The sequence below is a fragment of the Natrinema sp. DC36 genome, from assembly GCF_020405225.1.
Taxonomy (GTDB): domain Archaea; phylum Halobacteriota; class Halobacteria; order Halobacteriales; family Natrialbaceae; genus Natrinema.
In genome coordinates, this window is record NZ_CP084472.1 from 1,645,141 (window position 1) to 1,669,369 (window position 24,229).

At 64.1% G+C, this 24,229-nt stretch carries 21 protein-coding genes; 8 read left to right on the plus strand and 13 right to left on the minus strand.

Annotated features, from left to right (window positions below):
- Nucleotides 1-107 precede the first annotated feature (107 nt).
- The 3 genes from LDH74_RS08775 to LDH74_RS08785 all read left to right on the plus strand — a co-directional run bounded on the left by LDH74_RS08775 (nucleotide 108) and on the right by LDH74_RS08785 (nucleotide 2,563).
- The gene (locus LDH74_RS08775) at nucleotides 108-956 is read left to right on the plus strand and encodes a sugar phosphate isomerase/epimerase family protein (RefSeq protein WP_226042121.1); all 849 of its coding nucleotides are present in this window, start codon (nucleotides 108-110) and stop codon (nucleotides 954-956) included.
- Nucleotides 957-1,049: 93 nt separating this feature from the next.
- A complete protein-coding gene (locus LDH74_RS08780) occupies nucleotides 1,050-1,787 on the plus strand; it encodes a fumarylacetoacetate hydrolase family protein (protein ID WP_226042122.1) in 738 nt (245 codons plus the stop codon).
- Between the two features lie 71 nt (nucleotides 1,788-1,858).
- Nucleotides 1,859-2,563: an MBL fold metallo-hydrolase gene (locus LDH74_RS08785; RefSeq protein WP_226042123.1), complete on the plus strand. Its 705-nt coding sequence runs from the start codon at nucleotides 1,859-1,861 to the stop codon at nucleotides 2,561-2,563.
- 23 nt (nucleotides 2,564-2,586) lie between these two features.
- Here LDH74_RS08785 and LDH74_RS08790 read toward each other — a convergent pair whose 3' ends face one another.
- Nucleotides 2,587-2,892, minus strand: coding sequence for a hypothetical protein (locus LDH74_RS08790; RefSeq protein WP_226042124.1), 306 nt, complete (start codon nucleotides 2,890-2,892; stop codon nucleotides 2,587-2,589).
- A gap of 308 nt (nucleotides 2,893-3,200) precedes the next feature.
- Here LDH74_RS08790 and LDH74_RS08795 point away from each other — a divergent pair, with 308 nt between their 5' ends.
- Nucleotides 3,201-4,556: an Nramp family divalent metal transporter gene (locus LDH74_RS08795; RefSeq protein ID WP_226042125.1), complete on the plus strand. Its 1,356-nt coding sequence runs from the start codon at nucleotides 3,201-3,203 to the stop codon at nucleotides 4,554-4,556.
- A gap of 261 nt (nucleotides 4,557-4,817) precedes the next feature.
- Here LDH74_RS08795 and LDH74_RS08800 read toward each other — a convergent pair whose 3' ends face one another.
- The 10 genes from LDH74_RS08800 to LDH74_RS08845 all read right to left on the minus strand — a co-directional run bounded on the left by LDH74_RS08800 (nucleotide 4,818) and on the right by LDH74_RS08845 (nucleotide 16,211).
- The gene (locus LDH74_RS08800) at nucleotides 4,818-5,909 is read right to left on the minus strand and encodes a DNA topoisomerase IV subunit A (RefSeq protein WP_226042126.1); all 1,092 of its coding nucleotides are present in this window, start codon (nucleotides 5,907-5,909) and stop codon (nucleotides 4,818-4,820) included.
- The gene (locus LDH74_RS08805; protein WP_226042127.1) at nucleotides 5,906-8,392 is read right to left on the minus strand and encodes a DNA topoisomerase VI subunit B; all 2,487 of its coding nucleotides are present in this window, start codon (nucleotides 8,390-8,392) and stop codon (nucleotides 5,906-5,908) included. Before LDH74_RS08805 ends, LDH74_RS08800 begins: the two co-directional genes overlap by 4 nt.
- A 122-nt stretch (nucleotides 8,393-8,514) precedes the next feature.
- Nucleotides 8,515-8,871: a hypothetical protein gene (locus LDH74_RS08810; RefSeq protein WP_226042128.1), complete on the minus strand. Its 357-nt coding sequence runs from the start codon at nucleotides 8,869-8,871 to the stop codon at nucleotides 8,515-8,517.
- 147 nt (nucleotides 8,872-9,018) lie between these two features.
- Nucleotides 9,019-10,467, minus strand: coding sequence for a dihydrolipoyl dehydrogenase (locus LDH74_RS08815; RefSeq protein WP_226042129.1), 1,449 nt, complete (start codon nucleotides 10,465-10,467; stop codon nucleotides 9,019-9,021).
- Nucleotides 10,468-10,613: 146 nt separating this feature from the next.
- Nucleotides 10,614-11,618, minus strand: a complete 1,005-nt coding sequence (locus LDH74_RS08820; RefSeq protein WP_226042130.1) for a two pore domain potassium channel family protein — start codon at nucleotides 11,616-11,618, stop codon at nucleotides 10,614-10,616.
- On the minus strand, nucleotides 11,615-12,874 hold the full coding sequence (locus LDH74_RS08825) for a hypothetical protein (RefSeq protein WP_226042131.1): 1,260 nt from the start codon (nucleotides 12,872-12,874) through the stop codon (nucleotides 11,615-11,617). The genes LDH74_RS08820 and LDH74_RS08825 overlap by 4 nt, the downstream gene beginning before the upstream one ends.
- Before the next feature lie 232 nt (nucleotides 12,875-13,106).
- Nucleotides 13,107-13,535 carry a universal stress protein gene (locus tag LDH74_RS08830; protein ID WP_226042132.1) on the minus strand — a complete coding sequence of 143 codons (429 nt, stop codon included), beginning with the start codon at nucleotides 13,533-13,535 and terminating at the stop codon, nucleotides 13,107-13,109.
- An 85-nt stretch (nucleotides 13,536-13,620) separates the two neighbouring features.
- Nucleotides 13,621-14,400 carry a sulfite exporter TauE/SafE family protein gene (locus LDH74_RS08835; RefSeq protein ID WP_226042133.1) on the minus strand — a complete coding sequence of 260 codons (780 nt, stop codon included), beginning with the start codon at nucleotides 14,398-14,400 and terminating at the stop codon, nucleotides 13,621-13,623.
- Nucleotides 14,401-14,691: 291 nt separating this feature from the next.
- Entirely contained in the window at nucleotides 14,692-15,948 is a 1,257-nt protein-coding gene (locus LDH74_RS08840) for a divalent metal cation transporter (protein WP_226042134.1), read from the minus strand.
- Nucleotides 15,945-16,211, minus strand: coding sequence for a hypothetical protein (locus LDH74_RS08845; RefSeq protein WP_226042135.1), 267 nt, complete (start codon nucleotides 16,209-16,211; stop codon nucleotides 15,945-15,947). Before LDH74_RS08845 ends, LDH74_RS08840 begins: the two co-directional genes overlap by 4 nt.
- A gap of 381 nt (nucleotides 16,212-16,592) precedes the next feature.
- On the opposite strand from LDH74_RS08845, the gene psmA reads away from it, so the two are divergent.
- The 4 genes from psmA to gyrA all read left to right on the plus strand — a co-directional run bounded on the left by psmA (nucleotide 16,593) and on the right by gyrA (nucleotide 22,596).
- A complete protein-coding gene (psmA, locus tag LDH74_RS08850; protein ID WP_226042136.1) occupies nucleotides 16,593-17,339 on the plus strand; it encodes an archaeal proteasome endopeptidase complex subunit alpha in 747 nt (248 codons plus the stop codon).
- Nucleotides 17,332-18,048, plus strand: a complete 717-nt coding sequence (psmB, locus tag LDH74_RS08855) for an archaeal proteasome endopeptidase complex subunit beta (RefSeq protein WP_226042137.1) — start codon at nucleotides 17,332-17,334, stop codon at nucleotides 18,046-18,048. Before psmA ends, psmB begins: the two co-directional genes overlap by 8 nt.
- Before the next feature lie 110 nt (nucleotides 18,049-18,158).
- Nucleotides 18,159-20,090: a DNA topoisomerase (ATP-hydrolyzing) subunit B gene (gene gyrB, locus LDH74_RS08860; RefSeq protein ID WP_226042138.1), complete on the plus strand. Its 1,932-nt coding sequence runs from the start codon at nucleotides 18,159-18,161 to the stop codon at nucleotides 20,088-20,090.
- 16 nt (nucleotides 20,091-20,106) lie between these two features.
- Complete coding sequence (gene gyrA, locus LDH74_RS08865) at nucleotides 20,107-22,596, plus strand: DNA gyrase subunit A (protein ID WP_226042139.1); 2,490 nt, start codon at nucleotides 20,107-20,109, stop codon at nucleotides 22,594-22,596.
- Nucleotides 22,597-22,713: 117 nt separating this feature from the next.
- Here the strand turns inward: gyrA and LDH74_RS08870 are convergent, their stop codons facing one another.
- Together LDH74_RS08870 and LDH74_RS08875 are read right to left on the minus strand one after the other, a co-directional pair.
- Entirely contained in the window at nucleotides 22,714-23,247 is a 534-nt protein-coding gene (locus tag LDH74_RS08870; protein WP_226042140.1) for an Rrf2 family transcriptional regulator, read from the minus strand.
- A 179-nt stretch (nucleotides 23,248-23,426) separates the two neighbouring features.
- On the minus strand, nucleotides 23,427-24,113 hold the full coding sequence (locus LDH74_RS08875; RefSeq protein ID WP_226042141.1) for a metal-dependent transcriptional regulator: 687 nt from the start codon (nucleotides 24,111-24,113) through the stop codon (nucleotides 23,427-23,429).
- Nucleotides 24,114-24,229: the final 116 nt, after the last annotated feature.

Below are 24,229 nucleotides of genomic sequence, written 5' to 3' on the forward strand. Positions count from 1 at the left end.
CACGACTTCGTTTCGTGCCACTGTACAAATACGACCGATCACTGTTCGCGCTTCGAGTGTGACGGGCCAACGAATTAGTGTCCCTCCGGTGTACGAGGTCCAGATCGATGGTCGAACTCGCTTTCTCGACGAACGCGTACACCCGTCACTCGCTCCCCGAAGCCGTCCGCCGAATCGCCGACCACGGCTACGCCGGCGTCGAACTGCTCGGGGACGACCCCCACGCCTACTTTCCAGCGTTCGACGACGCCGATCGAGACGCGCTGCTCGAGGCCCTCGCGAACACCGATCTCGCCGTCTCGAATATCAACGCGAACACGGCGATGGGCTACTACGACGACGCGCCGCCGTCGGCCTTTTTCGAGCCGAGCGTGATCCGCGCGGACGACGAGGCCCGCGAGTGGCGCGTCGAGTACACGAAGCGAGCGATCGATCTCGCCGAGACGGTCGACTCGCCGGCGGTCTGTCTGGCAACCGGCCGTCCCCTTCCGGGAACGACGCCCGAGGAGGCCCGCGACTCCCTCCGCGAGTCGCTCCACAAGGTCCTCGACTACGCCGAGGCCCGCGATATCGAGGTCGGTATCGAGTTCGAACCCGAACTGCTGATCGAGAACACCGACGAGGTGCTCGAGTTGATCGACGAGATGGGGCGGGACTCGCTGGGCGTCAACCTCGACGTCGGCCACGCGGCCGTCTACGGCGAGGACGCGGCCGAAAGCATCCGCGCCAGCGCCGGCTCCATCACGGGCGTCCATCTCGAGGACATCGTCGGCGGCCGCCGCGGAAAGCACTATCACCGGATCCCCGGCGAGGGAGACATCGACTTCCGAGCGATATTCGACGCCCTCGAGGACATCGGCTACGACGGGTTCGCGACGCTCGAGCTCTACACCTATCCTGACGAACCCGACCGCGCGGCGCGGGAGGCGTTCGAGGCGCTCGTGGAGTACGTGTAGCGTCCCTCCCTGCCGGACCGACCCACCGGCTCGAACACCCTCGAGCGAGCCGCCTTCTCAATCCTTTTTATCCCCTGCGACCATCCACCGACTATGAAATACGTCCGATTTCGCGATCCGGCCGGTTCGGTTCGCCGCGGCGAGTACGAGAACGGAACCGTTCACTTCGCGAACGAGAGCTACTCGCTCGAGAGCGACGAGATCGACGTCCTGCCGCCGTCGGAACCCTCGAAGGTCGTTTGCATCGGGAAGAACTACGCCGACCACGCGGCGGAACTCGACTCCGAGGTGCCCGACCGACCGATGCTCTTCCTGAAGCCGCCGAACGCGCTCGCGGCTCACGGCGACACCGTCACCCTGCCCGCGGGCAAGGAGCGCATCGACCACGAGGCCGAACTCGGCGTCGTCATCGGCGAGCAGTGTCGCCACGTCCCCGAAGCCGACGCGATGGACGTCGTCGAGGGCTTCACCTGCGTCAACGACCTCTCGAACCGCGACGACCAGCGGCAGGAACAGAACTGGATCCGCGGCAAGGCCTTCGACGGTGCCGCGCCGATGGGGCCCGTCCTCGCGACCCCCGACGAAGTCCCCGCGGACGCCGCCGTTCGGACACGCGTCAACGGCGAAACGAAGCAGGACGGCTCCCGCGAGCAACTCATCTTCTCGATCCCCGAACTGATCGCCGAGATCACGACCTATCTCACCCTCGAGCCCGGCGACGTGATCGCGACCGGCACGCCCGAGGGCGTCGGCCCGCTCTCCGACGGCGACGAGATCGAGATCGAAGTCGAGGGCGTCGGCACGCTCGAGCACTCGGTTCGGATTCTCTGACCCGGTCCGGACGAAGTCGCGGCCGAGCGCGAGTCGAACACTTTTCGGCCTGCTCGAGGAACAGGGCGGACATGACCGTCCGATTCGACGCGGTGACCGTCGACTGGTTCGGCCTCGCGACCGTCCGCCTCGAGGGCCAAACCGGCGCAGTCGTCTATCTGGACCCTGGCCCCGAAGAATACGGCGCGCTGGACGATATCGAGCCTCGCGACGGCGACCTGATTCTCGTCTCCCACGATCACCACTACGACCCCGAGTCGATTCGACGCGTCGCCCGTGATGACGCGCTGGTCGTCGTTCACGAGTCGATCGACGCGGGCGATATCGATCGCGTCGACGAGAGGCCCGAGGACTTGGCGTTCGAGGTCGAACGCGTCGCTGCCGACGAGTCGTTCGTCCTCGGGCCGCTCGACCTGTTCACGACGCCGGCGTACAACGACCCCGACGGCCCGCACACCGACGAAAACGGGACGCCGTACCATCCCGAGGGGCAGGGCTGTGGCTTCGGCGTCACCGTCGACGGCATCACCGCGTTCTGGCCCGGCGACACCGACGTCCTCCCGGTTCACGAGGACGTCCCGGTCGATCTTTTGCTTCCGCCGATCGGCGGCACGTTTACGATGGATCGGCGCGAGGCGGCGGCGCTGGCCGACCGACTCGAGCCGGACCTCGTGCTCCCGGTTCACTACGATACCTTCGCGGCGATCGAAATCGACGCGGACGCGTTCGTCGTCGACGTCGCACACCGCGGCGTTCCGGTCGTCCTCGACGAGTGAGGGGAGCGGCTCGGTGCTGGCGTTCAGACGCCGACGCGCGACCAGGCGAACACCGCGATGACGACGAGCACCAGCACGCCGAACGCGATCCACTGCCCGAAATTGGTGTCGGCGATCGGTGCCAAGACGTCGACGAGACCGGTTCCCTGGAGGAGACCGAGTGCGAGCAGGAGCATCGCACCGATCGCGATGAGACCGATCGTGACGCCCTCTTTCATCATCCACGCGGTCTCGTCGGCTTCCTGCGCGCTGGAGGTCGTGGGTTCGTCGATCGCCTCCTTGTCCGGATCACTGTGCATCGGCTGTTCGCTGTCTTTGTCGTCGGACATACCAGTCTAGATGATAGCACTCTCCACAGACGGGAACCGGTTGTACCTGCAGTCACAGGGACTCGCCACCAAACCGGTCGCTTTTCCCGACGAGAGCGACGGGAAAGTATGTCGACTCCGTCATCCCGGTGATGTGGGTGTTGTCCTCCATGCAAGAAGCGGTTGCCCTCGGCGATTCGCACGATATAAGTGGTGGCTGGGGAATTCTTCGACACCTATGATTCGCGTTGGCACAGTAAATGCGACGAACCTCCCTATCTCGCCGGTTTCGGAAACCGAGATGGCGACACCTGTGATCGGTGATCGCGATGGGCAGTGAAGGGGCGACGAACGTTTCCGGGGCGGACCTCGAGTATCCGGAACGGGACTGGCGCGGCTTTTTCAGGGAACACTTCGGGCCGTCGATGCTGTGGGCGCTGATCAGCATCGGCGGGAGTCACATCGTGCTGGCTCCCACTCTCGGCGGAACGTTCGGACTCGTGGCGATCTGGATGTTCGGCCTCATCTACGCCGCGAAGTACGGCGCCTGGGAACTCGGGATCCGCTACAACTACGGCGTCGGCGCGAACCCGATCGAGGCCTACGATCAGCTTCCCGGTCCCAAGAACTGGGCGCTGTGGGTAACGATCCTGGTGTTTACTGGCATGTACACGTTCATCACGGCCAGCGTCGGGATGAGCACGGCCGCGTTCGTCGCCGCACTGACCCCCGGCTGGTTCACCGCTACCATCGCGTACATCGTCTTCGTCGGTGGCGCTGGACTGCTCGTCGCAGCGTCTCGCTATAGCCTGCTCGAGACGGCCCTGATCGCGTTTACCATCGCGCTGGGCGTCCTCGTCCTGCTCGGTGTCCTCGTCGGTCCGCCCTCGGGCGACGTCGTCCTCGAGACGGCCTTCGCGGTGCCCGACCTGACCGGCCCGGTGTTCATCGCACTGTTCGCCGCCGCCGCGGGCTTCGCACCGACCGGCTTCAGTACGAGCATCCTGATCGGTAGCTGGAGCATGGCGAAAGACGAAGGCGCGAGCGAACTCGAGGAGAAGGGACTCGATCCCGACGACCCGAAGCACCACGACTACATCCGTGCGTGGATCCGAACCGGTCGCCGGGACTTCAACATCGGCTACGTGTTTAGTTTCCTGTTGATCGTCGCGATGGTCGTGCTGGCGTCGAACGTCCTCTATCCGGAACCGCCGACGGACGCGAACCTCGCCTTTGCGATCGGCAACATTCTACGCGATTCGTTCGGGGAGTGGTCGTATTACGCCATGCTGCTCGGCGGGTTCGCCGCGCTGTATTCGACCGTCATCACGCTACTGGACGGCGCTGCGCGCGCCACCGGTGACATTCTTCCGATGGCACTCGAGAACGACGATATCGACAGCGAACGAGTACGGAAACTGGTCGTCCTCGGCGTGGTCGTCGTCAGCAGCGCGATGGTCGTCGCGCTGGGCGAGATCCCGCTGACGCTGTTGCTCTACGTCGCCGCGGTCCTCGCGGTCACGGAGATCTTCTTCTATCCGGCCAACTGGTACGTCGTCGAGAAGAACCTGCCCGAGCCGTTCCGCCCGTCGCGGGCCTGGCACGCCTACTACGTCGTCAGCCTCGTTCTCGTGCTCCTCTTCGGTGCGATGGGAGCAGCGGTTCGGCTCGGACTCATCGGCTGACACGACGACTGAACTCTCGATTTCGAACGAACCGTGCTGGCTGCTATACTAAACAACTCGGTCCAACGAGAGCCGTGACGAATGGCCGGTTCCGTTACGATCGCCCGCTCACGTCGTCCGCGGAATCGGGACCACGGCCGAACCGGGACACCATACTGCGCAAACTGGAGTGACTCTCCTCGAGCGCGAGCCTCAGTACGGTGTAAAAACGCGGAGACGTCGGTCACTCCGGTCAAGATCCGTTCCGAGTTGGGAGCCTCGCTACAGGACGCCCATATCGTCCAACCGCTCGGGCAAATACGTATCCGTCACGAAGTCCAGCCCGTGAGACGCCAGCGATTGCTGTTCGGACTTCTTCCCGAGATCGAGTTGTAGTTCGATCTGTTCCTCCCAGTAGTCGGTCTGGAAGCGCGGGTCCTCGAGTTCGCTCTCGAGGGCGTTGATGTCCGAATCCGAGAGCGGGTCGGTCGGCAGCTCGTACTCGACGATGTCGGAGGGCTGGATGCCGATGAAGTCCGCCTCGGGGGTCGCGAGATACTCCGAGAGATGGGCGGACTTGATCGAGCCGTAGGCGACGGAGCCGTAGATCCGGTACGACCACGGGTCGCCGTCTGTAAAGACGGTGACGGGAAGGTCGAGTTCGTCGTGGAGCCGCTTGGTGATCCGGCGGGTCGCGCGTGCAGGCTGGCCCTTGAGGTGGACGATCAGGGCGTTGTACTCGTCGTCGAACCCGTTCTCGACCAGCCGGTCGCGCATCCCACCGGTCTCCACCGCGAGGATGAAGTCGGCGTCGCTGTCGAGGAACTCGATCGTGTCCGGGTTGTTCGGAATCTGGTAGCCGCCCTCGCCGACGTCCTCCTGACAGTGGATCTCGCGTTCGCCGCGACGGGTCTGTTCGATGAGGTGCAGCGGTCCCATGATCGTCGCACCCGACTCCTCCGGGCGCATGTGGAAGTCCTCGCGGGTGACCCCCGAGACGATCTCGAGGTCTTCGATCATGCCGTTCGACTCATCCTGATCGTTGAACTGGGCCTCGTCGTTGTCCCAGCTCTCCGAGAGGTAGTAGAGTTCACGCAGGGTCGACGAGCGATCTTGCTCGAGTTGATCGGACAGGAACTCGATGGTGTAGATCGCCTTCAGGAGCTTGCGCGCGCCCCGGACGGAGTTCGCCGATCGGGTCGATTCGCGGTCGCCGTAGACCCAGACGGACATGTCCTCGTCGTACTCGATGTTGTTCTTCGTCCGCGTCGGCACGGACATGTGGGGAATCTCGCCCAGTTCGAACTGGTCGTAAAACTGCGCCGCGAGATCGATCAACTGCTCTCGTGCCTGCTGGTTATCGTCCGTGCTCATGATTTCACCGTCAGCTTCTCGCTCTCGACGCCCTTGACGTCCAGATCGTACGTCGCGTCCTCGGGTACCTCGTACTCGAGTGCCGCCTCGTCGTCGCTCGAGACCTCGGGTTCCCACGTGATGAACCACTCGCCGTCCATCTCGACGACGGTCGCCCCGTCGGAGAGGTTCGTCGGCTCGACCGAAACGATGTCGGTCACCTCGAGGGACTCGTTCGTCCCCGAGTTGTTCTCGACGACGACGGAGACGACCGTTCCGTCACCGTTTTCTTCGACCTCGCGTTCGACGAGGACGTTGTTCATGATGCGTGCGATGGCATCGTCGATGTCCGGCTCGTCACGGCCGGTGACCTCGGCGACTTTCGTGGCCATTTCCGGGAGGATCTTCCCGAGGACGTTCTGTTTCTTCCGACGCTTTTCCATCGACCGGCGCTTGTTGAGGAAGCTCTTGAGCTCTCGGGCCGCCTCTCGAATGGCGAGTTCGATCTCGTCTTCGATCTCGGGAACGTTCGCGACGGCGTCTTTCGATTCGCTGGTGAAGGGAACGTTCGTCGAGGCGACGTGGACCATGATCACGACCGGCCCGTTGGGCAGGCCGGAGCCGCCGGGCTGGTCGAGCCCGTAGTTGCGCCAGCCGATCGACTTGACGACGTCCGTCGTCGCACAGGCACCGCGCTGGTAGACCAGCGGGACCCGGTTCGCAAAGCGCATAACTTGGCCGGTTCCGTCGGCCTCGAGCTCGCCGCCGTAGGCGATCCCCGCTTCGACGATGAACGGATCCCCGCCGGAAACGCCGGCGTCGCGCGTCGCGGACGAATAGAACTCGGCGTCGAACTCCTTCTCGAGGCCGGCAGTGATGAGATCCTCGGAAATGGGCGCGAGACACCGCGTCGGCGGCGCCATGATGTCGGTCGCGCGCATCGCGTCGACGAGGTTGCTGGTGGCGTCGCGGTCGCCGTTCAGTTCGCGAACCAGCGGCGGATCGTCCGGGACGGTCGCCATGACGCTCCAGATGGCTTCGATGACGTTCTCGCGGGCCGTCTCGCCGAAGGAAACGTCGTCGTACTCCTCGGTGAGATCCGCGGCTCGATCGACGTGCGCTCGGAGTCGCTTGTGAGTGAGCCGGTGGCGAACGTTCTCGTCCGCGTGTTCGTCCTCGAACTTGGCCGTGAGTCGGTCGGCGAAGGCGTGAATCACCTCGTCGTCCTTGCGGGTGCTCGTCGCGTCGTCCGCGAGGTCGTACAGATCGGCGACCAGCCGCGACTCGCCGTCGGACCCGGTCCCGTCCTCGCCGTCCCCTGCGTCTGCTGCCGTCTTCCCGTCCGCTCCGACGGCGTCGATCAGCTCGAGCCAGACGGCCTCGACGGCGTTTTCGCGGACGGTGTCGCCGAACGTCGTTCCGTGATCGTCCTCGACCGCGTCGGCGGCCGATTCGACGGCCGCAACCAGTTCGTGGTGAGCGATTCGGTCAGAATCGGTGACTGCGTCGGCGATGGAATCGGCGAACGCAGCCGTCGCGTCGTGGCCCTTGTTCGCGGTCGCGTCCTCCACTGCGGCGTGGAGATCGATTCCCTCGTGGCTCGCCGGCGGCCGCCAGCGCATCTCGCGGCCGAAGTGGCGGTCGCGGAACTCGTCGATGACCGACTCCGCGGTCTTCTTCCCGACGCGGGTGAACTCCTCCTGCAGGAATCCCGAAACCGTCTGGGAGTCCGTCGCCGTCAGCATCTTCATGACGGTGCCGAGCTCGACGCCGTGGGGGTGCGGGCGGATCTCCTCGGTCTCCTCGGGCAGCTGGTCGGTCGCCCGCTCGAACTTGAAGTGTTCCTGTGGTTCGCGCAGCTCGAGGCGGGCGTGGGGGTTGACGACCGCCGTGTGCTTGATGTAGTCGTGGAGCTGCTGACGGGCGCGCATGTTGGCTTCCATCTCGAGTTCGATGCGCGTTCCGTGGGGCCGATCCCAGGAGGTCGTTCCCTCGACGCTGATCTCGGGCTCGTTCTCGTCGGTATCGATGATGAGCTCGAAGTACTCGGCCTCGCTCGAGCCCTGGGTTCGACTGGTGATCTTCGCGGGTTTCCCGCTCGTCAGCTGGGCGTAGAGAACGGCGGCAGAGATACCGATCCCCTGCTGACCGCGGGATTGTTCGCGTGCATGGAAGCGAGAGCCGTAGAGGAGCTTCCCGAAAACCTTCGGCAGCGTTTCTTTCGTGAGTCCCGGACCGTTGTCCTCGACGATCAGGCGGTAGTAGTCGCCGGCTTCCTGAATCTCGACGTAGATGTCCGGGAGAATGCCCGACTCCTCGGCGGCGTCCAGGGCGTTGTCGACGGCCTCCTTGACGGCCGTGACGAGGCCTCGAGCGCCGCTGTCGAAGCCGAGCATGTGCTTGTTCTTCTCGAAGAACTCGGCGATGGAGATCGACTGCTGGCTTTCTGCCAGCTCCTCGGCGATCCCCGGCTCGTCACCGAGTGTCGACTGTAACGACGTCATCGTTGTCCCTTACTAACGGGGAGGCTAAAAGGTGTGTGCTACCGGAGTGAAAGTGAATCTACACGGGGTTTTTCAGCGGTTCGAGGTGAAGACGAGAGGCCGCTGCCGGCTCGGAACCTCGATTAGAAGGTGACAATCTCGTGGTCGTCGTTGATCATCGAGCGAATGCTCGGGTGACCGTCGTTGTCGTCGATGGTAACGACGCCGGCGTCGTCGACCGCTTCGTCTACACCGAACGCGCCGGAACAGTAGTCGCAGGCTGCGGCCTCGTCGCTGACGGATTGGTAGAGATCGTGGTAGTCGTGCTCCTCGTCTTCCAGTTCCGGGATCCACTGGGTCCCGGCACCGTCGAAGATGAGCTCGAGGTCGTCCTCGGGGTTCTCGGAGAACTCCTTCGCTGCCTCGAGTCCATTGACGAGACGGCCGAGGTCGCTGTGTGATTCGGTACCCGCCAGAATGATAATCGCTACTTTCGTCATTACGGGCAGTATTCGGTCGCGGGTTCACAAAAGGGGAATGCGGTCGTGTGCAACGGACGCAAATCCGCCGCCTGCGGAATTACAGTGGAACAAACGGTCGCGCGGATCGGAAACGCCGACCGAGTCTCGATTCACTAACGGCTGGTTTCAGTGATCGTGGTCGTGGCCGTGACTGTGGTCGTGCCCGCCTCCCCGAGTGAATTGCCCGGAGAACGCGCGCTGAACGACCTCGGAGAGCGCGGGGTGAATGTGAACGGACTCCCTGATGTCCCGTATCGTCCCGGAGCCGGCCGTCATCGCCACGACGACCTCCTGAATCAGGTTCGACGCCTCGGGACCGATAATGTGACAACCCAGGATCTCGCCCTCGAAGTCGATGAGTGGCTTGACGAATCCCTCAGCCTTCATCGCGCTCCCGCGGGCCGTCTCCTCGTAGCGATAGGTGCGTTTCGCGTACTCCCGGTCTGCAGCGCGTAGCTCCTGTTCGGTCAGCCCGACGCCGGCGACCTCCGGGGAGGCGAAGACGGCGAAGGGCATCGCCGAGTAGTCGACCGGCTCGAGTTCGTCGCCAAATAGATTACGTGCGACCGCCTGCGCCTCGTGATTCGCATTGTGTTTCAGCAAGTATTCGCCGACGATGTCGCCGAGCGCCCAGACGCCGTCCGCGGTCGTCCGCAGGTACTCGTCCGTCTGCACGAACCCGGCCTGATCGGTTTCGATACCGGCAGCCTCGACGGTTAGCGTGTCGGTATTGGGAACGCGACCGGCCGCGACGAGCAGTTCGTCGCCGGTGACGGAGATGGGATCAACCTCGCTCGCCGCGTCGCCGTCCGGCTCGGGGAAGGGTTGTGCCTCGACGGTGATCGAATCGTCGTCTCCGGAGACGGCGGTCGCTTTGTAGCCGGTGTACACGTCGAACCGGTCGGCGTAGCGTTCGGTGAACGCTGCGGCCACTTCCTCGTCGGCGTCGGGGAGCAAGTTCGGCCGTCTGCCGATAATGGACACGTCGCTGCCGAACGTGCCGAAGAATTGTGCCAGTTCGGCGGCGATGTAGCCGCCGCCGACGATGACGAGGTGATCCGGCGGGGTTTCCAACTGGAGTGCTTCGGTGCTGGTGAGGTAGTCGACAGTATCGATGCTGTCGATCGGTGGAATCGCCGGCCGCGTGCCCGCCGCCACGAGGACGGTGTCCGCGGAGAGGCGCTCGCCGTCGTGATCTCCGCCGACGAGCTCGAGCGTTCGGTCGTCGACGAACCGACCCTCCGCCTCGTACAGTTCGTGGCGGTCGGACGAGCTGAGACCGCGCTGGATGGAGTCCGAACTGCCGTGGACATCCTCGGTCACCTCCCGGACGATGTCGGCGAACCGAACGTCGTTCACCGTGGCGTCGATTTTGAACTCGCCGGCACGCTCGATCGTCTCCATGACGTGGGCGTGGTACAGCAGCATCTTCGACGGGATACAGCCGCGGTTGAGACAGGTACCGCCGAGCCGCCCCTTCTCGACGACCGCGACCGACTGTCCCTGGTTCGCCGCCGCGTTCGCCACGTCGAGACCGGAGCCGGAGCCGATGACGAGAAAGTCGTACTCCTCCATACTAGATCGGGTGACTGCGAACGCAATGAATCTCGACCCTGCTCACGATGACTCTCGGTCCTGCTCGGACGGACGACTGGAAGTCAGTTCCGGCGCACTCGAGACCCGCCATGCGAGTGCGCCGATACGCGGGACAGCAGCCCGTTTCACTCCTCGAGCGGCGGCCACTCCCACGCGTCAGCTTCGACCACGGCGAGCAGGCGACGGCGTCGATCGGTCACCTCCGCGAGGGCCTCGGCGAACTCTTCGTCGGAGACGGTCGGAATGTCGTCCTCCTGTAGCCGACCGAGATCCGGCGCGCGTGGGACGGCCGGCTCGGGTTCGATAAACGATTCGTCGAGCGTCTCGAGGAAACTCTGTGCGCTCGAGCGACCGGTTGCGATGATCGCGGGATCGAGGCTCTGGTCGTCCGGAATTCCGTACCGAAAGAGCATGAGCGCTTCGTCGAGGATGGGGACGGCGACGGCGGCGGCTTGCTCGCCGTCTTCGCTGTGATAGTAGTGGAGGATGGGATAGGATTTGTGCTGTTCGGCGAGCATGCTCAGTTCCGACGCGAGCGACTCGACGGTCAACTCGAGGCCCTGGAAATCCTCGCCGGTCCAGCCCGTTCGGACGAGCGCTTCGCTTCGATCTCCCAGTCCCGTGACGGTACTGGCGAAGGAGCGTTTGTCGGAGACGGCCCCGAGGACGGTGAGCACGTACGAGACCCCGAGCGTGACGAAGGCCATGCCGGAGGCCGTCGTGAACGCGCTGGCAACCTCCCAGACGTTACCGCCGTACACCGGGGTGTAGTCGCCGTTACCGTCGGTGAACATCGTATAGGCAACGTAGTAGAATCGCCCCCACCAGTCGGCGGGGCCGCCGGTGCGCGAGTTCACCACGGCCATCGACTCGCTCGCGAAGATGAGCGTCCAACCGATCCAGATGAGCCCGATCCACATCGCGAGCGTGGCGGTGAGGATGATCGGCCCGGCGAGGCTGAGGGCCCTGTTGTGATCCCCCGTCACGATCCGGAGACCGCGCCAGATAGCGGTCGTCAGGTGGCCGGAAATCGGACCGGATCCCCCGTCGACCCAGAGGGTCGTCCAGAGGATGTCTACGATTGCACCCGCGAGGAGGACGATCCCGGCGACGAGGTAGACGGGATTCATTCCACGATTGCCCGACGCTCGACGACCTCGGCCAGCACGTTCGCGATTTCGGCGTTCGTTTCGGGGCTGTAGTGACCGCCCTCCCCGCGCTCGACGTACAGCGACTCGACGTCGCCGTCGTCGGGCGAGAGATGGGTCGCCATGTCGATCGTCGTCAGTTCGTCGTAGCGTTCGTCGAGTCGATCCATCAAGTCGCCGTAGATCGGGCCGTGTTCGGACTCGTACGTCGCGTACCGAAGCTGCTGAACCATCACGAAGGTCGGTTCGAAGTCCTGCTCGTCCGCGTAGTCGACGAACTCCTGGATGAGCGCGTCGAAGAGGTCCTCGTGGGTATCGAACAGCCGCTCGTGGTACCGCACGCGGGGCTGCTCCAGTCGCAGCGCCGACTGGGTCTGGGCCAGATCGAAGTCGACTCCCGGAACCGACCGGCCGAGGCGGCGCTCGAGTTCCTTCCCGGCCGTATAACCGGCGTACCGGAGGTGTTCGTTCTTCTCGAGGAAGTCCGCCGTGTACGGCCGCGTCGCGAAGTGGGGCCTGAACCAGTGGTCGTAGTGGAAGTCGTACTCCCGGAGGAAGTCGGCCTTCGACTCGAGGTCGAGCAGTTCCTCCTTCTCGTCGACGGGACTCTCGACGCGCTCGAGGTCGCCGTTCTCGAGGACGTAGCGGGGTTTGACCGCGAGAATGTTGCCGAACTCCTGATAGTGTTTCCAGACGCTGAGGATGCGCGCGATCGATGAGGCGGTGACGACCATGAAGACGTGGTCGGTCGGATCGTCCGGGTACTGACGCTTGAGGCGCATAAGGGCCTGGTCGAGACCGTAGTTGCCGCCGCCGTAGTTGGCGACGTGGGTGTCGAGCTCCTGTGCGAGATAGTTCTGAAAGGTCTCGTCGTCGTCGACCTCCCGGCAGAAACAGTAGGAGTCACCGTAGGTCGAGACCGTGTGGTCGGCGTCGGGATCGCGTTCCTTCGCCGGGCAGACCCGACTCGCGTACTCGTCGGTCGAGTACGTAACCGTGGTCCGGACCTCCTCGCCCGGAAGGTGATCCCCCGTGTCCTTCTGTTTCTCCCGGTTGGGCTGGGGTACCCACCCGAGTTCGGGATCGAAGCTACTGAATTTTCCCAGTAACTCCCGATCGATCTCGGGGAACTCCTCGGTGGCGACCGAAGGGATCCGTTCGAGCGCTCGATACGACACGGCCTCGAGAATCACCGCACCGACGACGAGAGCGAGCACTATCGCGACGAGCGGAAGCATCGGACCACTGTACCAGAACAGGGGATAAGTGGATTTTGCCGGAGTGTGCCACTGTCACCGAAACCGACAGCAACACGACCGTGACGTCGGACCGCCATGGGGTTTCGGGGTTCTCCATGCCGTCGCAGTCGCTCATCGCGGTTCTCGGCTCGTCACCTCCCTCGGCGCAAAGAACGCGCTGCCCGTGTGTGCAAGGGTCCGAGGCGGGACTGCCGATCTAGCCCGCAGGAACTCACCGAACGACCGTCACGGGCACCGGCGAGTGTCTGACGACGACCTCCGCGACGCTGCCAAGCAGGATCCGTGCGACGCCGGACCGTCCGTGGCTGCCGATGACGACGTGATCGACGGGGTCGCGTTCGGCGTACTCGCGGATCTCCTGGGCCGGCGTTCCCAGTCGCGTTCGCGTTTCGACATCGGTTCCGCGTTCGTCGCCGGTGGCTTCGGCCTCGGTCAGCAAGTCAGCGGCGTCGGCCAGTAGCTCCTGCGTCTCGTCAGAGGTCTCGGCATCGTCGGTGGTGTTCGGAATGTACGGCAACGAGGTGGTATCGACGACGACCAGTACGACGAACTCGCCGTCGGGAAACAGATCGAACGCATACTCGAGAGCGTCGCGAGCGGGTTCGGAATCGTCGAACGGGACGAGGATCCGCGGTGGCATGGGGATGTGTCGACGTCCACGCGCATCGCCTTCAGTCTGGTTCTCCGACGTTAGTCCGATTCCATCCGACGCGCCGGTCCGCCGCTCACAGGGCGAGGTAGGGGCCGACGCCGAGAAGGACGACCCCCAGCGCGACTTTCAGCTTCTCGGGATCGATAGCGTAGGCGACTCGCCACCCGACGACAACGCCGAACAGGAGCGGCATGCCGATGACGACCGCGAGCGGCACGAGGACGTTCCCCTGCAGGAAGTAGCCCGACGCCGCGAACGTCGCGATGAAAATCGACTGGACCTGTGCGACGGCGACGGCGAGCAACATCGGGACGCCGACCAGTACCAGCGCTGGTACGGCCAGCACCGGCCCGCCGATCCCCAGCAGGCCGCTGCAGACCCCGAGGACGAACCCGAGTCCCGCCAGGACGATCCGGCCGCCTCGAGTCAGGGGCTCGAGGTCGTAGATCGGGCTGAACCCGCGACGCTCGCGGTAACAGATGATCCCGCCGACGGCCATCGCGACGCCGCCGAGCAGGAACCCGAACACCGAGCGTGGAACGAACGTGTTCACGTACGCACCGACGAGCGCGCCGAGAATGCTCGCGCCGCTGAGGACGATCGCGATCGTGCGGCTCTCGCCGGTGTTCATCTCCCCGGAGTGGAGGTAAGCGGCGCTCCCGACGAGTCCAGTGACGACGAACGTGGCGTGGGCGGTGCCGGCGACCTGACTCGAGGGCAGCGACGTCAGGGAGTAGAGCGCGATCGTCACGAAGATTCCGCCCGGGCCGATGGTAGTGATGCCGATCCCCGAGAAGAAGGCGATCGAGACGAGCAACAGGACCAGGGAGAGTTCGAAGGGCAATCCGAGCATTAAATCAGAGGAGTTATCCAGTGGTCCGTGCCGATCGAACTAACTCTTCTGATTTCGAGTTCTTTCGGTCAGCTACCGAGCAAATCGCGGATCACTGTCTCCCGTGACCGAAAAAGCAGTCCGGATGGTCGCGATCACGCGATTGGTTGCGGATCTACTGACACGGCAGCGAATATCGATAGGGGGAGCAGACCCGATTGGGGTCGTTGTGGGCGGTTAAAGCGGAGAACAGAACTAGCGTGCTCACCAAACCGGTGTCGTCCGTTCGCGGTTAGAGAAGTTAGTTCGCGGTTAGAGAATGGTTACGATCGTCTCGTAGAGCGACTGGACCGTCATGAGGCTCCCGATCAGCAGGACGATCCCCGCGGCCAGGAACCCGGCGTTCTCGTACCATTCGATGTCGTAGTACCTGTTCACGGCACCGATGAGGGCGAAGACGGTCAGGGGAAGCCCGACCGCGCCGTTGACGGCCGGCATGATGATCGCCATCTCGACGGGACCGAATCCAGTGTATATCAGCATCGGCAGGGCAGTCGCAGCCGAGAGGACGACCAGTGCGATGACCGTTCGTCGGAACGCGGTATCACCGAAGACCGTGTGTCGCCCGAGCGACTGCGGAATGATGAACCCGGCACCGAACAGCGTTCCGGTCGCCGACGTGATGGTGGCACAGAGCACCGCGACCATGAACAGGACGAGTGCACCCTGGCCGATAATCTCCGCGAGCGGGACGCCGGGCCCGGTCAGCGTCATGTCCCCCTCGGAGAGGGTGACTGCCGAGACGATCATCACGAAGCTGCCGATGGTGAGCGTCGTCGCGATTCCGGCGGCGTTGTCTCGGCGGTAATCCCAGATGTTCGACCACTCCTTCGTCGGCTGGATGCTCGACTGGATGAAGAAGTTCGGCCAGTAGACCGTCGTCCCCAGCAGGGCGATGACCGCAGTCAGGTAGCCGATATCGGTTGCAAGCGCCGGCTGGAGCCCCGCCGCTACGGATTGCCACGGAACGTCGAGCCCCGCGAGGAGCAGTCCGTACGAACCGAATACGGAGAACACCATCACGGCGATAACCGCTTCGATCCGATCGTAGACCTTCATCTGCACGATGGCGATGCCGAACCCGGCCGCGAGTACGATGCCGACAAGCACGTTGTCGAAGAACGGAACGAGCCAGGCGAGTACCGCTCCGGCGACGGCGTAGTTCGACACGGCCCACAGCGCGGACATCAGCGAGACTCCGATGAGGAGCGGTCGACCCCCGATCGGAACGGCGTCGAGGATATAATCGGCGAGGGGTTCGTCGGCGACGGCGAGTCGGGCGCTCATGTCGTGCAGTGCGATATCGATGAGGAACGCGAGCGGGAGTACCCACAACAGGGAGTACGCGAAGTTCGCACCCGTGTCGGCGAGGATATAGACTGACCCCGCTCCGAACACGTTCGCAGCGAACATGATTCCCAGCCCGTATCTGTAGAGCGCCCCGTGTATCGTTTCACCGCCGGGGATGGCCTTGACGAAGGCCGACGCCGAGGCCGACTCGCTGCTCATGCGCGATCACTCCGAGGCTCGAGCGCGACTCCGGCGGTCGCTGCGCCTCGAGCGGACGGCTCGGACGCCGTCGATCGGCAGTCGGTCGACGGCGGGAGGGACTTCGACGAGCGATATCCGGACTGCCAGTCGGGTCCTCTCAGCGCGGAAGCGGACCCGGCCCCGAAGAACGTCGCCGGGAGGTGGAGCCCGAGCCCGCGTTTGAGAATGGTTTCGGTCACCGATTCGACGGGGACATCGACCGCGGTACAGTGGTCTTCCATGTATGGTAGTCTTCCGAAAAGTCGCAGGTGTCTGGCCCCTCGAGGCCACACCGGTCGCGGGCCTCGAGTCGGCTCAGCCGGGCGGATTTTACCTGTGTACTGTGGTACGGAATCCTGTACCTGAAGCAAGGACTGGGACTTGTTTGAGCGGAAAGCTTGAGATAGCAGACGACCTCTCGAATAGCCGGCTCGAGTAATTCGGTATTTACCGAGTGCGACACGTGAGTCCAGCGGACACTCTCGGACGACGGAACGGCCACAGAGCGACAACGAGTGCCGACATCACCTTCTTGGGAATCCGGGGCGAAGGGAAGAGTACACACGAAGTTGCCTTCAGAAGAAGGCCTATAAATGTCTATCCCTTACCCGAGGTGAAGACTAATGCAAGGACAATCCAATCAGCAGGCGTACGATCGGGGGATCACCATCTTCTCCCCGGACGGACGTCTCTATCAGGTCGAGTACGCCCGCGAGGCCGTCAAACGCGGAACCGCGAGCGTCGGTCTCCGCACGCCCGACGGCGTGGTCCTCGCCGCGAATCGACAGGTTAGCTCGCCGCTCATGGAGCGCGAGAGCGTCGAAAAGATCCACAAGACCGACGACCACATCGGCGTCGCGAGCGCCGGCCACGTCGCCGACGCGCGCCAGCTCGTCGACCTCGCCCGTCGTCGCGCGCAGGGCGAACAGCTCCGCTACGGGCAGCAGATCGGCGTCGAGACGCTGACGCGAGCGGTCACGGATCACATTCAGGAGTACACGCAGACGGGCGGCGCTCGCCCGTTCGGCGTCGCCCTCCTCGTCGGCGGAATCGACGCCGGCGAGCCGAAACTGTTCGAGACCGACCCCTCGGGGACGGACTACGAGTGGAAGGCGGCGGCCATCGGCGGCGACCGCGACACCATTCAGGGCTACCTCGAGGAGAATTACCGCGAAGACCTCGACGTCGACGGCGGCATCGAACTCGCCGTGAGCGCGCTCAGCGAACCCGAAGACGGGGTCGTCAATGCCGAAGACGTCGACGTCGCGACGATCACGACCGAGGACGAGTCGTTCCACTCGGTCGAGACCGACCATCTCGAGTCGATCCTCGCGGAGATCGACGAGACGGAGGAGGAGACCGATGAATAACTGGACCCAGCCGTCGACGCCGCAGGGCAACGACGACCCGTCGCCGTACGAACCCGAACTGGGCTCGCTCCCCGACGGCAACCAGAGCGACGACTACGGCGAGAACGTCAACTCCACGGGAACGACGACGATCGGCATCACGACCGACGACGGCGTCGTCATCGCGACGGACATGCGCGCCAGCCTCGGCGGGCGGTTCGTCTCGAACAAGGACGTCCAGAAGGTCGAGCAGATCCACCCCACCGGCGCGCTGACGCTGGTCGGCTCGGTCGGCGGCGCACAGTCGTTCATCCGAACGCTGCGCGCTGAGGTCAACCTCTACGAATCCCGTCGCGGCGAGACGATGCCGATCGAGGCGCTCGCGACGCTCGCGGGCAACTTCGCCCGCGGCGGCCCGTTCCGAGCGATCAATCCCATCCTCGGCGGCGTCGATAGCGAGGGCAGCCACGTCTACAGTATCGACCCCGCCGGCGGCGTGATGGCCGACGACTACACGGTCACCGGCAGCGGGATGCAGCTAGCATACGGCCTCCTCGAGAACGAGTACGCCGACGACCTCTCGCTCGACGAGGCACAGACGGTCGCGGCTCGAGCCATCAAGAGCGCCGTCGAGCGCGACACCGGCTCCGGCAACGGCGTCTTCCTCGCCGAGGTCACGGACGAGGGCGTCGACATCCAGGGCCACAACGACTTCGACGCGGTTATCTAGGCCGTTTCGACGGGTAGTGGACCGCCGCCTCGGCCGCCCGACTGCTCGCGCTCGCGCGCGTACACGTGACTTTTATTAGGGCAGGGGCGCTACCCGAAAGCAGGTTTTACATGTCCCAGGAAAGCGAGTACGGCGCCGGACAGATTCAGGTCCTCGAAGGCCTGGAGGCTGTGCGAAAGCGACCGGCGATGTACATCGGCTCTACCGATTCTCGAGGCCTCCACCATCTCGTCTACGAAGTGGTGGACAACTCGATCGACGAGGCACTGGCCGGCCACTGCGACGACATCACCGTCTCCATCCACGAAGACGGCTCGGTGAGCGTCGCCGACGACGGCCGCGGCATCCCCGTCGACACACACGAAGAATACGACCGCCCCGCACTCGAGGTCATTCTGACCGTCCTCCACGCCGGCGGCAAGTTCGACAACAAGTCCTATCAGGTCTCCGGCGGCCTCCACGGGGTCGGCGTGAGCGTCGTCAACGCCCTCTCTCAGCGACTCGAGGCCGAGGTCAAGCGCGACGGCGGCGTCTTCCGCCACGCCTTCGAAGGCGGCGAACCCGTCGGCGATATGGAGCGCGTCCGCGACATGGAACCGGACGAGGAAACGGGCACCCAGATCCGGTTCTGGCCCGACACCGGCATCTTCGAGACGGGCGAGATTTCGTTCTCGACGCTCTCGAACCGGCTTCGGGAACTGGCCTTCCTCAACTCGGGCGTCCGCATCACGCTCCGCGACGAGCGCGAGGACGACGACGAGGGCGAACCCGTTTCCGAGACCTACGAGTACGACGGTGGCATCCGCGAGTTCGTCAAGTATCTGAACGAGACGCGCTCGGCGATGCACGACGACACCATCTACTTCGAGGACGAGGACCAGAACGTCCAGATCGAAGTGGCGATGCAGGCCACCCAGGAGCTACAGGGGTCGATCCACGCCTTCGCGAACAACATCAACACCCGCGAGGGCGGGACCCACCTCACCGGGTTCAAGACCGCGCTGACCCGGACGGTCAACGACTACGCCAACGAGAACGACCTGCTCTCCGATCTCGATAACAATCTCACCGGCGAGGACATCCGGGAGGGACTCACCGCGGTCATCTCGATCAAACACCCCGATCCCCAGTTCGAGGGCCAGACGAAGACGAAACTCGGCAACAGCGAAGTCCGCGGGATCGTCGAGAGCGCCATGCACGAGGGACTCGGCACCTACTTCGAGGAACATCCCGACACCGCCCAGGCGATCGTCATGAAGGCCGTCGAGGCGGCCAAAGCCCGGATGGCCGCCCAGAAGGCCGAGGAACTGACGCGCCGGAAATCGGCGCTCGATTCGACTTCCCTGCCCGGCAAACTGGCCGACTGTCAGACCAAAGATCCGGACGAAGCGGAACTGTTCATCGCGGAGGGTGACTCCGCGGGCGGCAGCGCAAAGCAGGCCCGAAACCCTGATTTCCAGGCCATCCTCCCAATCAAGGGGAAGATTCTCAACGTCGAGAAGCACCGCCTGGACCGAATCCTCGAGAACGACGAAATCCGGAACATGATCACCGCAATCGGCGCGGGAATCGGCGACGAGTTCGACGTCGAGGATGTCCGCTACAAGAAGATCATCATGGCGACGGACGCCGACGTCGACGGCGCGCACATCCGGACGCTGCTGTTGACGTTCTTCTACCGGCACATGCGTCCGCTGCTCGAGGGCGGTTACGTCTACGCGACCCAGCCGCCGCTGTACCGCATCCGGTATCGCGGCGAAACCTACGATGCGATGACCGAAGCGGAACGCGACGAGATCATCGAGGAGAAGTGCGACGGGAGCGCGACGCAGGTCCAGCGGTTCAAGGGCCTCGGCGAGATGAACCCCGAACAGCTCTGGGACACGACGATGAACCCCGATAACCGCATCCTCAAACAGATCACGATCGAGGACGCGGCCGCGGCGGACAAGATGTTCTCCGTCCTGATGGGCGACGCCGTCGAACCCCGCAAGCAGTTCATCAAGGACCACGCGCCGGAAGCAGAGTGGATCGACATATAGCGAGTTTACGAGAGACATGAGTTCAGACGTACCCGATCCGACGGACGTAGAGGCACGGTCAGTCGAAAACGTCCGTATCGAAAACGAGATGGAGCAGAGTTACATCGACTACGCGATGAGCGTCATCGCCGGTCGCGCCCTCCCCGACGTCCGCGACGGGCTCAAGCCCGTCCACCGGCGCATCCTCTATGCGATGCACGAGATGGGCGTCTCCTCCGGGAGCAGCCACCGCAAGTCCTCCTCGATCGTCGGGGAGACGATGGGTGACTACCACCCCCACGGCGACAGCGCGATCTACGATACCCTGGTTCGGTTGGCCCAGGACTTCTCGATGCGCTATCCGCTGGTCGACGGCCAGGGGAACTTCGGCTCGATGGACGGCGACCCGGCCGCCGCGCCCCGATACACAGAGGCGCGGATGGCCCCGCTCGCCGAGGAACTGCTCGAGGACATCGACAAGGACACGGTCGACTTCTCGTCGAACTACGACGACCGCCTGCAGGAACCCGACGTGTTGCCGGCGGCGTTCCCGAACCTCCTCGTGAACGGCTCCTCCGGGATCGCGGTCGGGATGTCGACGAACATCCCGCCGCACAATCTGGGAGAGGTCATCGACGCGACGATCGAGTTGATCGACGACCCCGACGCGACCGTCGACGACCTGATGGAGCACGTCAAGGGGCCGGACTTCCCGACGGGCGCGAACATCGTCGGCCGGGACGCCATCTACTCCGCCTACAAGACCGGCCGCGGTCGAATTCGGGTCCGCGCCGAGTTCGAAGTCGAGGAGTGGAAGTCGAACCGCGAGCGCATCGTCATCACCGAACTCCCCTTCCAGGCCAACAAGGCCCGCCTCGTCGAGCGGATCGCCGAGGACGTCAACGAGGGCGAGATCGAGGGCATCTCCGACCTGCGCGACGAGTCCGACCGCAACGGCGTCCGCGTCGTCGTCGAACTCAAACGCGGCGCGAACGCGGAGGTCGTCGAGAACAAACTGCTCGAGAACCACCTCGAGCGGACCTTCGGCGTCATCAACCTCGCGCTGGTCGACGGCCAGCCCCGCGTGCTCTCGCTCAAGGAGACCTTAGCTGAGTACATCTCCCACCGACGCGAGGTCGTCCGGCGGCGCAGCGAGTACGACCTCCAGGAGGCGGAAGACCGAGCGCACATCCTCGAGGGCCGGATGACGGCCGTCGAGAACGCCGAAGATGTCGTCGAACTGATCCGGAACAGCGAGGACCGGTCGGCCGCGAAAGCGGCGCTGCGGGAGGCCTACGACTTCTCCGAGGAGCAGGCCACCCACATCGTCCGGATGCAACTCGGGAGCCTCACCTCGATGGAGGCCGCCGAGATCGAGGACGAGTACGAGGACGTGCAGGTCGAAATCGAGCGCCTGACCGCGATCCTCGAGAGCGAGTCCGAACTGCTCTCCGTCATCAAAGACGAACTCCGCGAGATCAAAGACGAGTACGCCGACGACCGCCGGACCTCGATCGTCGAGGATCAGGGGACGGTCACCCACGAGGACCTCATCCCGGAGGAGGAGGTCTTCGTCGTGATGACGGAGGACGACTACGTCAAGCGGATGCCGATCGACGGCTTCGACCCCCAGGGTCGCGGCGGGAAAGGGATCATCGGTGCCGACGTCAAAGCGGACGACAGGGTTACGACGGTCTTCCGGGCCAACACTCACGACTACCTGCTCTGCTTTACGAATCAGGGCGAAGTCTACCGACTCAAGACCTACGAGATTCCGGAGATGGGCCGGACAGCGCGCGGGAAATCGGCGATCAACATCCTCGATCTCGACCCCGGCGAGGACATCACGGCCATCGTCGACACCGACGCCTTCGGCGACGACGAGTTCGTGACGATGGCCACCCGACACGGCTACGTCAAGCGGACCGCCGGCGAGGAGTTCGATAACATCCTCTCGACGGGGATCATCGCGGCCGACCTCGAGGAGGGCGACGAACTGGTCGACGTCGACGTGACGGACGGCTCCCAGGACCTCGTTATCGCGACCGAGGGCGGCATGACGATCCGCTTCGACGAGAACGAGGTCCGCGCGATGGGACGGAACGCCCGCGGCGTCAACGGTATCAAACTCCAGGACGGCGACGCCGTGGCGGGACTGGTTGCGACGGACGAGGACGACGGACAGGCGTTGCTGACGGTCACGGAAAACGGCTACGGCAAACGAACGCTGCTCTCCGAGTACCGTACCCAGTCCCGGTACGGCAAGGGGCTAATCGACATCAAGACGGGCGAACGCAACGGGCCCGTGACGGCCGTCAAGGCGGTCGACACGGACGATCAGCTCGTAATGATGAGCGAGCGCGGCCAGATCGTCCGGACGCGAGTCGACGAAATCTCGACCGTCGGCAGGAACACGATGGGCGTGATCGTGATGGAAGTCGAGGACGGCGACGCGGTCGCGAGCGTCGACGTGATCCCGGCGTCGGCGGTCGCCGACGCGGACGACGCAGTCGACGACCCGAACTGACAGCTCGAGATCCCGTTGCGATACTGACGCTGACTCCAGACCGTTTTCGCGTCGCAACTGTCGAACGCCAGCGCAGGCGCTCGTAGAAGAAGCGTGGTGAACGCGGCCGATCGTCGTTCAGTGTGCCGGTTCTTCGGCGGGCGCGACCATGTCGTCGATGCGCAGGATGAGGATGTTGTTCGTATCGTCTTTCCCGTCGACCGTGCCTTCGATGACCAGTTTCGAAAGCGGCGTCGGGCCGACGGTGACGGAGTCGTTCTCGTGAATGTCGCTGAGGGTACCCTGGATGTGAATCTCCGCGCGGCAGAGTTCCGGATGGTGGACGCTCGAGAGATCGATCTCCTCGATGATGGTGTCGTCGACGGGTTCGCCCTCGTGTTGCATCGGGACCGCTGCGGGCTCGTCCATCTGCTGGATCTCGAGCGCCTCGTAGGCGGCGGCCGTCGGTTTGTAACCGCCTTTTGGCCCCGGTACGCCCTCTACCAGTTGCAGGGCTTTGAGACTCTGCATCTGGTTGCGGATCGTCCCCGGATTGCGGTCGACCTGTTCGGCGATGTCCTCCCCCTTGATGGCGTCTTCGGTCTCTTTGTGGAGATTCGTTAGCGCGCGGAGGATTTTCTTCTGGCTGGGGGTGAGTTCGATGGATGACATAGTGATATATTCGTATTTGGATTCCTTAAACCCGGCGGGTGAGCCGAGCGTTTTGGCAGTATTGTGACGGTTGAGCCGGCGCTAGGAAGAAGTTTCGGTTCGTTCGCTCTACAGCAATTCGCATCCGTTCGATTGGAACCGCCCCACTCTGATCGAACCGCTCGAGTGATTCCCGTCACCTATGACGACGGTGTGGGCTCCGTAGGCGTCGCAACTCGGACGTGATGGGCGACGGATTCGGGAAGCGAGACCGGCTCGTCGGCTTCGCTCGAGCGAGCCGTTACCATCCCGAACGGTGCGATCTCGAGAATCTCCAGTTCGACACCGGGTTGGACGCCGTTGTCGGCGAGGTACGACAGCACGTCGGGATCCTGGTCGGCGACTTCGGCGACGGTCACGACGGTCCCCGCCTCGAACTCGGTGATGGCCTCTCCGTCGGGCCGTTCCGGCGGCTCGAGGTCCGCGCCGGGGATCGGCGATCCGTGGGGATCGACCGTCGGCTCGCCGAGGGCGTCGGCGACGCGGGCCTCGAAGTTCTCGCTGATGTGATGCTCGAGCCGGTCGGCTTCCGCGTGGACTTCCGACCAGTCGTAATCGAGGTGTTCCGTGAGGTACGCCTCGAGCAGCCGGTGGTGGCGGACGACCTCGAGGGCGACGGTTTCGCCCTCGTCGGTCAGAGTCACCCCGCGGTACTTCTCGCGGTCGACGAGTTCGCGCGCCTCGAGTTTATCGAGCATGCTCGTGACCGTCGGCGACGTGACCTCTAGCTCGGACGCGATCTCGGAGGTCTTGATCCGATCGTCGGTCTCGCGCTGGAGCTGATAGATCGCTTTGAGGTAGTCTTCCATCACGTCGCTCAGCATCATGCTGTCCCGGGATTAGACGCGTCTAACCCTAAAGCTATCGCCAGCGTCGGACCGGATCGTCGCTCCCGGCGAACCACCGCGAAACTCATCGACTGGGTCGCCACGACACCCATCGT

Excerpts from the sequence above, each read along its gene's own strand:
- LDH74_RS08815 (WP_226042129.1), bottom strand. The coding sequence starts at position 10,467 with ATGGAGGAGTACGACTTTCTCGTCATCGGCTCCGGCTCCGGTCTCGAC.
- gyrB (WP_226042138.1), top strand. The coding sequence starts at position 18,159 with ATGTCCCAGGAAAGCGAGTACGGCGCCGGACAGATTCAGGTCCTCGAA.
- LDH74_RS08780 (WP_226042122.1), top strand. The coding sequence starts at position 1,050 with ATGAAATACGTCCGATTTCGCGATCCGGCCGGTTCGGTTCGCCGCGGC.
- LDH74_RS08810 (WP_226042128.1), bottom strand. The coding sequence starts at position 8,871 with ATGACGAAAGTAGCGATTATCATTCTGGCGGGTACCGAATCACACAGC.
- LDH74_RS08785 (WP_226042123.1), top strand. The coding sequence starts at position 1,859 with ATGACCGTCCGATTCGACGCGGTGACCGTCGACTGGTTCGGCCTCGCG.
- LDH74_RS08875 (WP_226042141.1), bottom strand. The coding sequence starts at position 24,113 with ATGATGCTGAGCGACGTGATGGAAGACTACCTCAAAGCGATCTATCAG.
- psmB (WP_226042137.1), top strand. The coding sequence starts at position 17,332 with ATGAATAACTGGACCCAGCCGTCGACGCCGCAGGGCAACGACGACCCG.
- gyrA (WP_226042139.1), top strand. The coding sequence starts at position 20,107 with ATGAGTTCAGACGTACCCGATCCGACGGACGTAGAGGCACGGTCAGTC.
- LDH74_RS08795 (WP_226042125.1), top strand. The coding sequence starts at position 3,201 with ATGGGCAGTGAAGGGGCGACGAACGTTTCCGGGGCGGACCTCGAGTAT.
- LDH74_RS08790 (WP_226042124.1), bottom strand. The coding sequence starts at position 2,892 with ATGTCCGACGACAAAGACAGCGAACAGCCGATGCACAGTGATCCGGAC.
- LDH74_RS08840 (WP_226042134.1), bottom strand. The coding sequence starts at position 15,948 with ATGAGCAGCGAGTCGGCCTCGGCGTCGGCCTTCGTCAAGGCCATCCCC.
- LDH74_RS08805 (WP_226042127.1), bottom strand. The coding sequence starts at position 8,392 with ATGACGTCGTTACAGTCGACACTCGGTGACGAGCCGGGGATCGCCGAG.
- LDH74_RS08870 (WP_226042140.1), bottom strand. The coding sequence starts at position 23,247 with ATGTCATCCATCGAACTCACCCCCAGCCAGAAGAAAATCCTCCGCGCG.
- LDH74_RS08820 (WP_226042130.1), bottom strand. The coding sequence starts at position 11,618 with ATGAATCCCGTCTACCTCGTCGCCGGGATCGTCCTCCTCGCGGGTGCA.
- LDH74_RS08775 (WP_226042121.1), top strand. The coding sequence starts at position 108 with ATGGTCGAACTCGCTTTCTCGACGAACGCGTACACCCGTCACTCGCTC.
- LDH74_RS08830 (WP_226042132.1), bottom strand. The coding sequence starts at position 13,535 with ATGCCACCGCGGATCCTCGTCCCGTTCGACGATTCCGAACCCGCTCGC.
- LDH74_RS08825 (WP_226042131.1), bottom strand. The coding sequence starts at position 12,874 with ATGCTTCCGCTCGTCGCGATAGTGCTCGCTCTCGTCGTCGGTGCGGTG.
- LDH74_RS08845 (WP_226042135.1), bottom strand. The coding sequence starts at position 16,211 with ATGGAAGACCACTGTACCGCGGTCGATGTCCCCGTCGAATCGGTGACC.
- LDH74_RS08835 (WP_226042133.1), bottom strand. The coding sequence starts at position 14,400 with ATGCTCGGATTGCCCTTCGAACTCTCCCTGGTCCTGTTGCTCGTCTCG.
- psmA (WP_226042136.1), top strand. The coding sequence starts at position 16,593 with ATGCAAGGACAATCCAATCAGCAGGCGTACGATCGGGGGATCACCATC.
- LDH74_RS08800 (WP_226042126.1), bottom strand. The coding sequence starts at position 5,909 with ATGAGCACGGACGATAACCAGCAGGCACGAGAGCAGTTGATCGATCTC.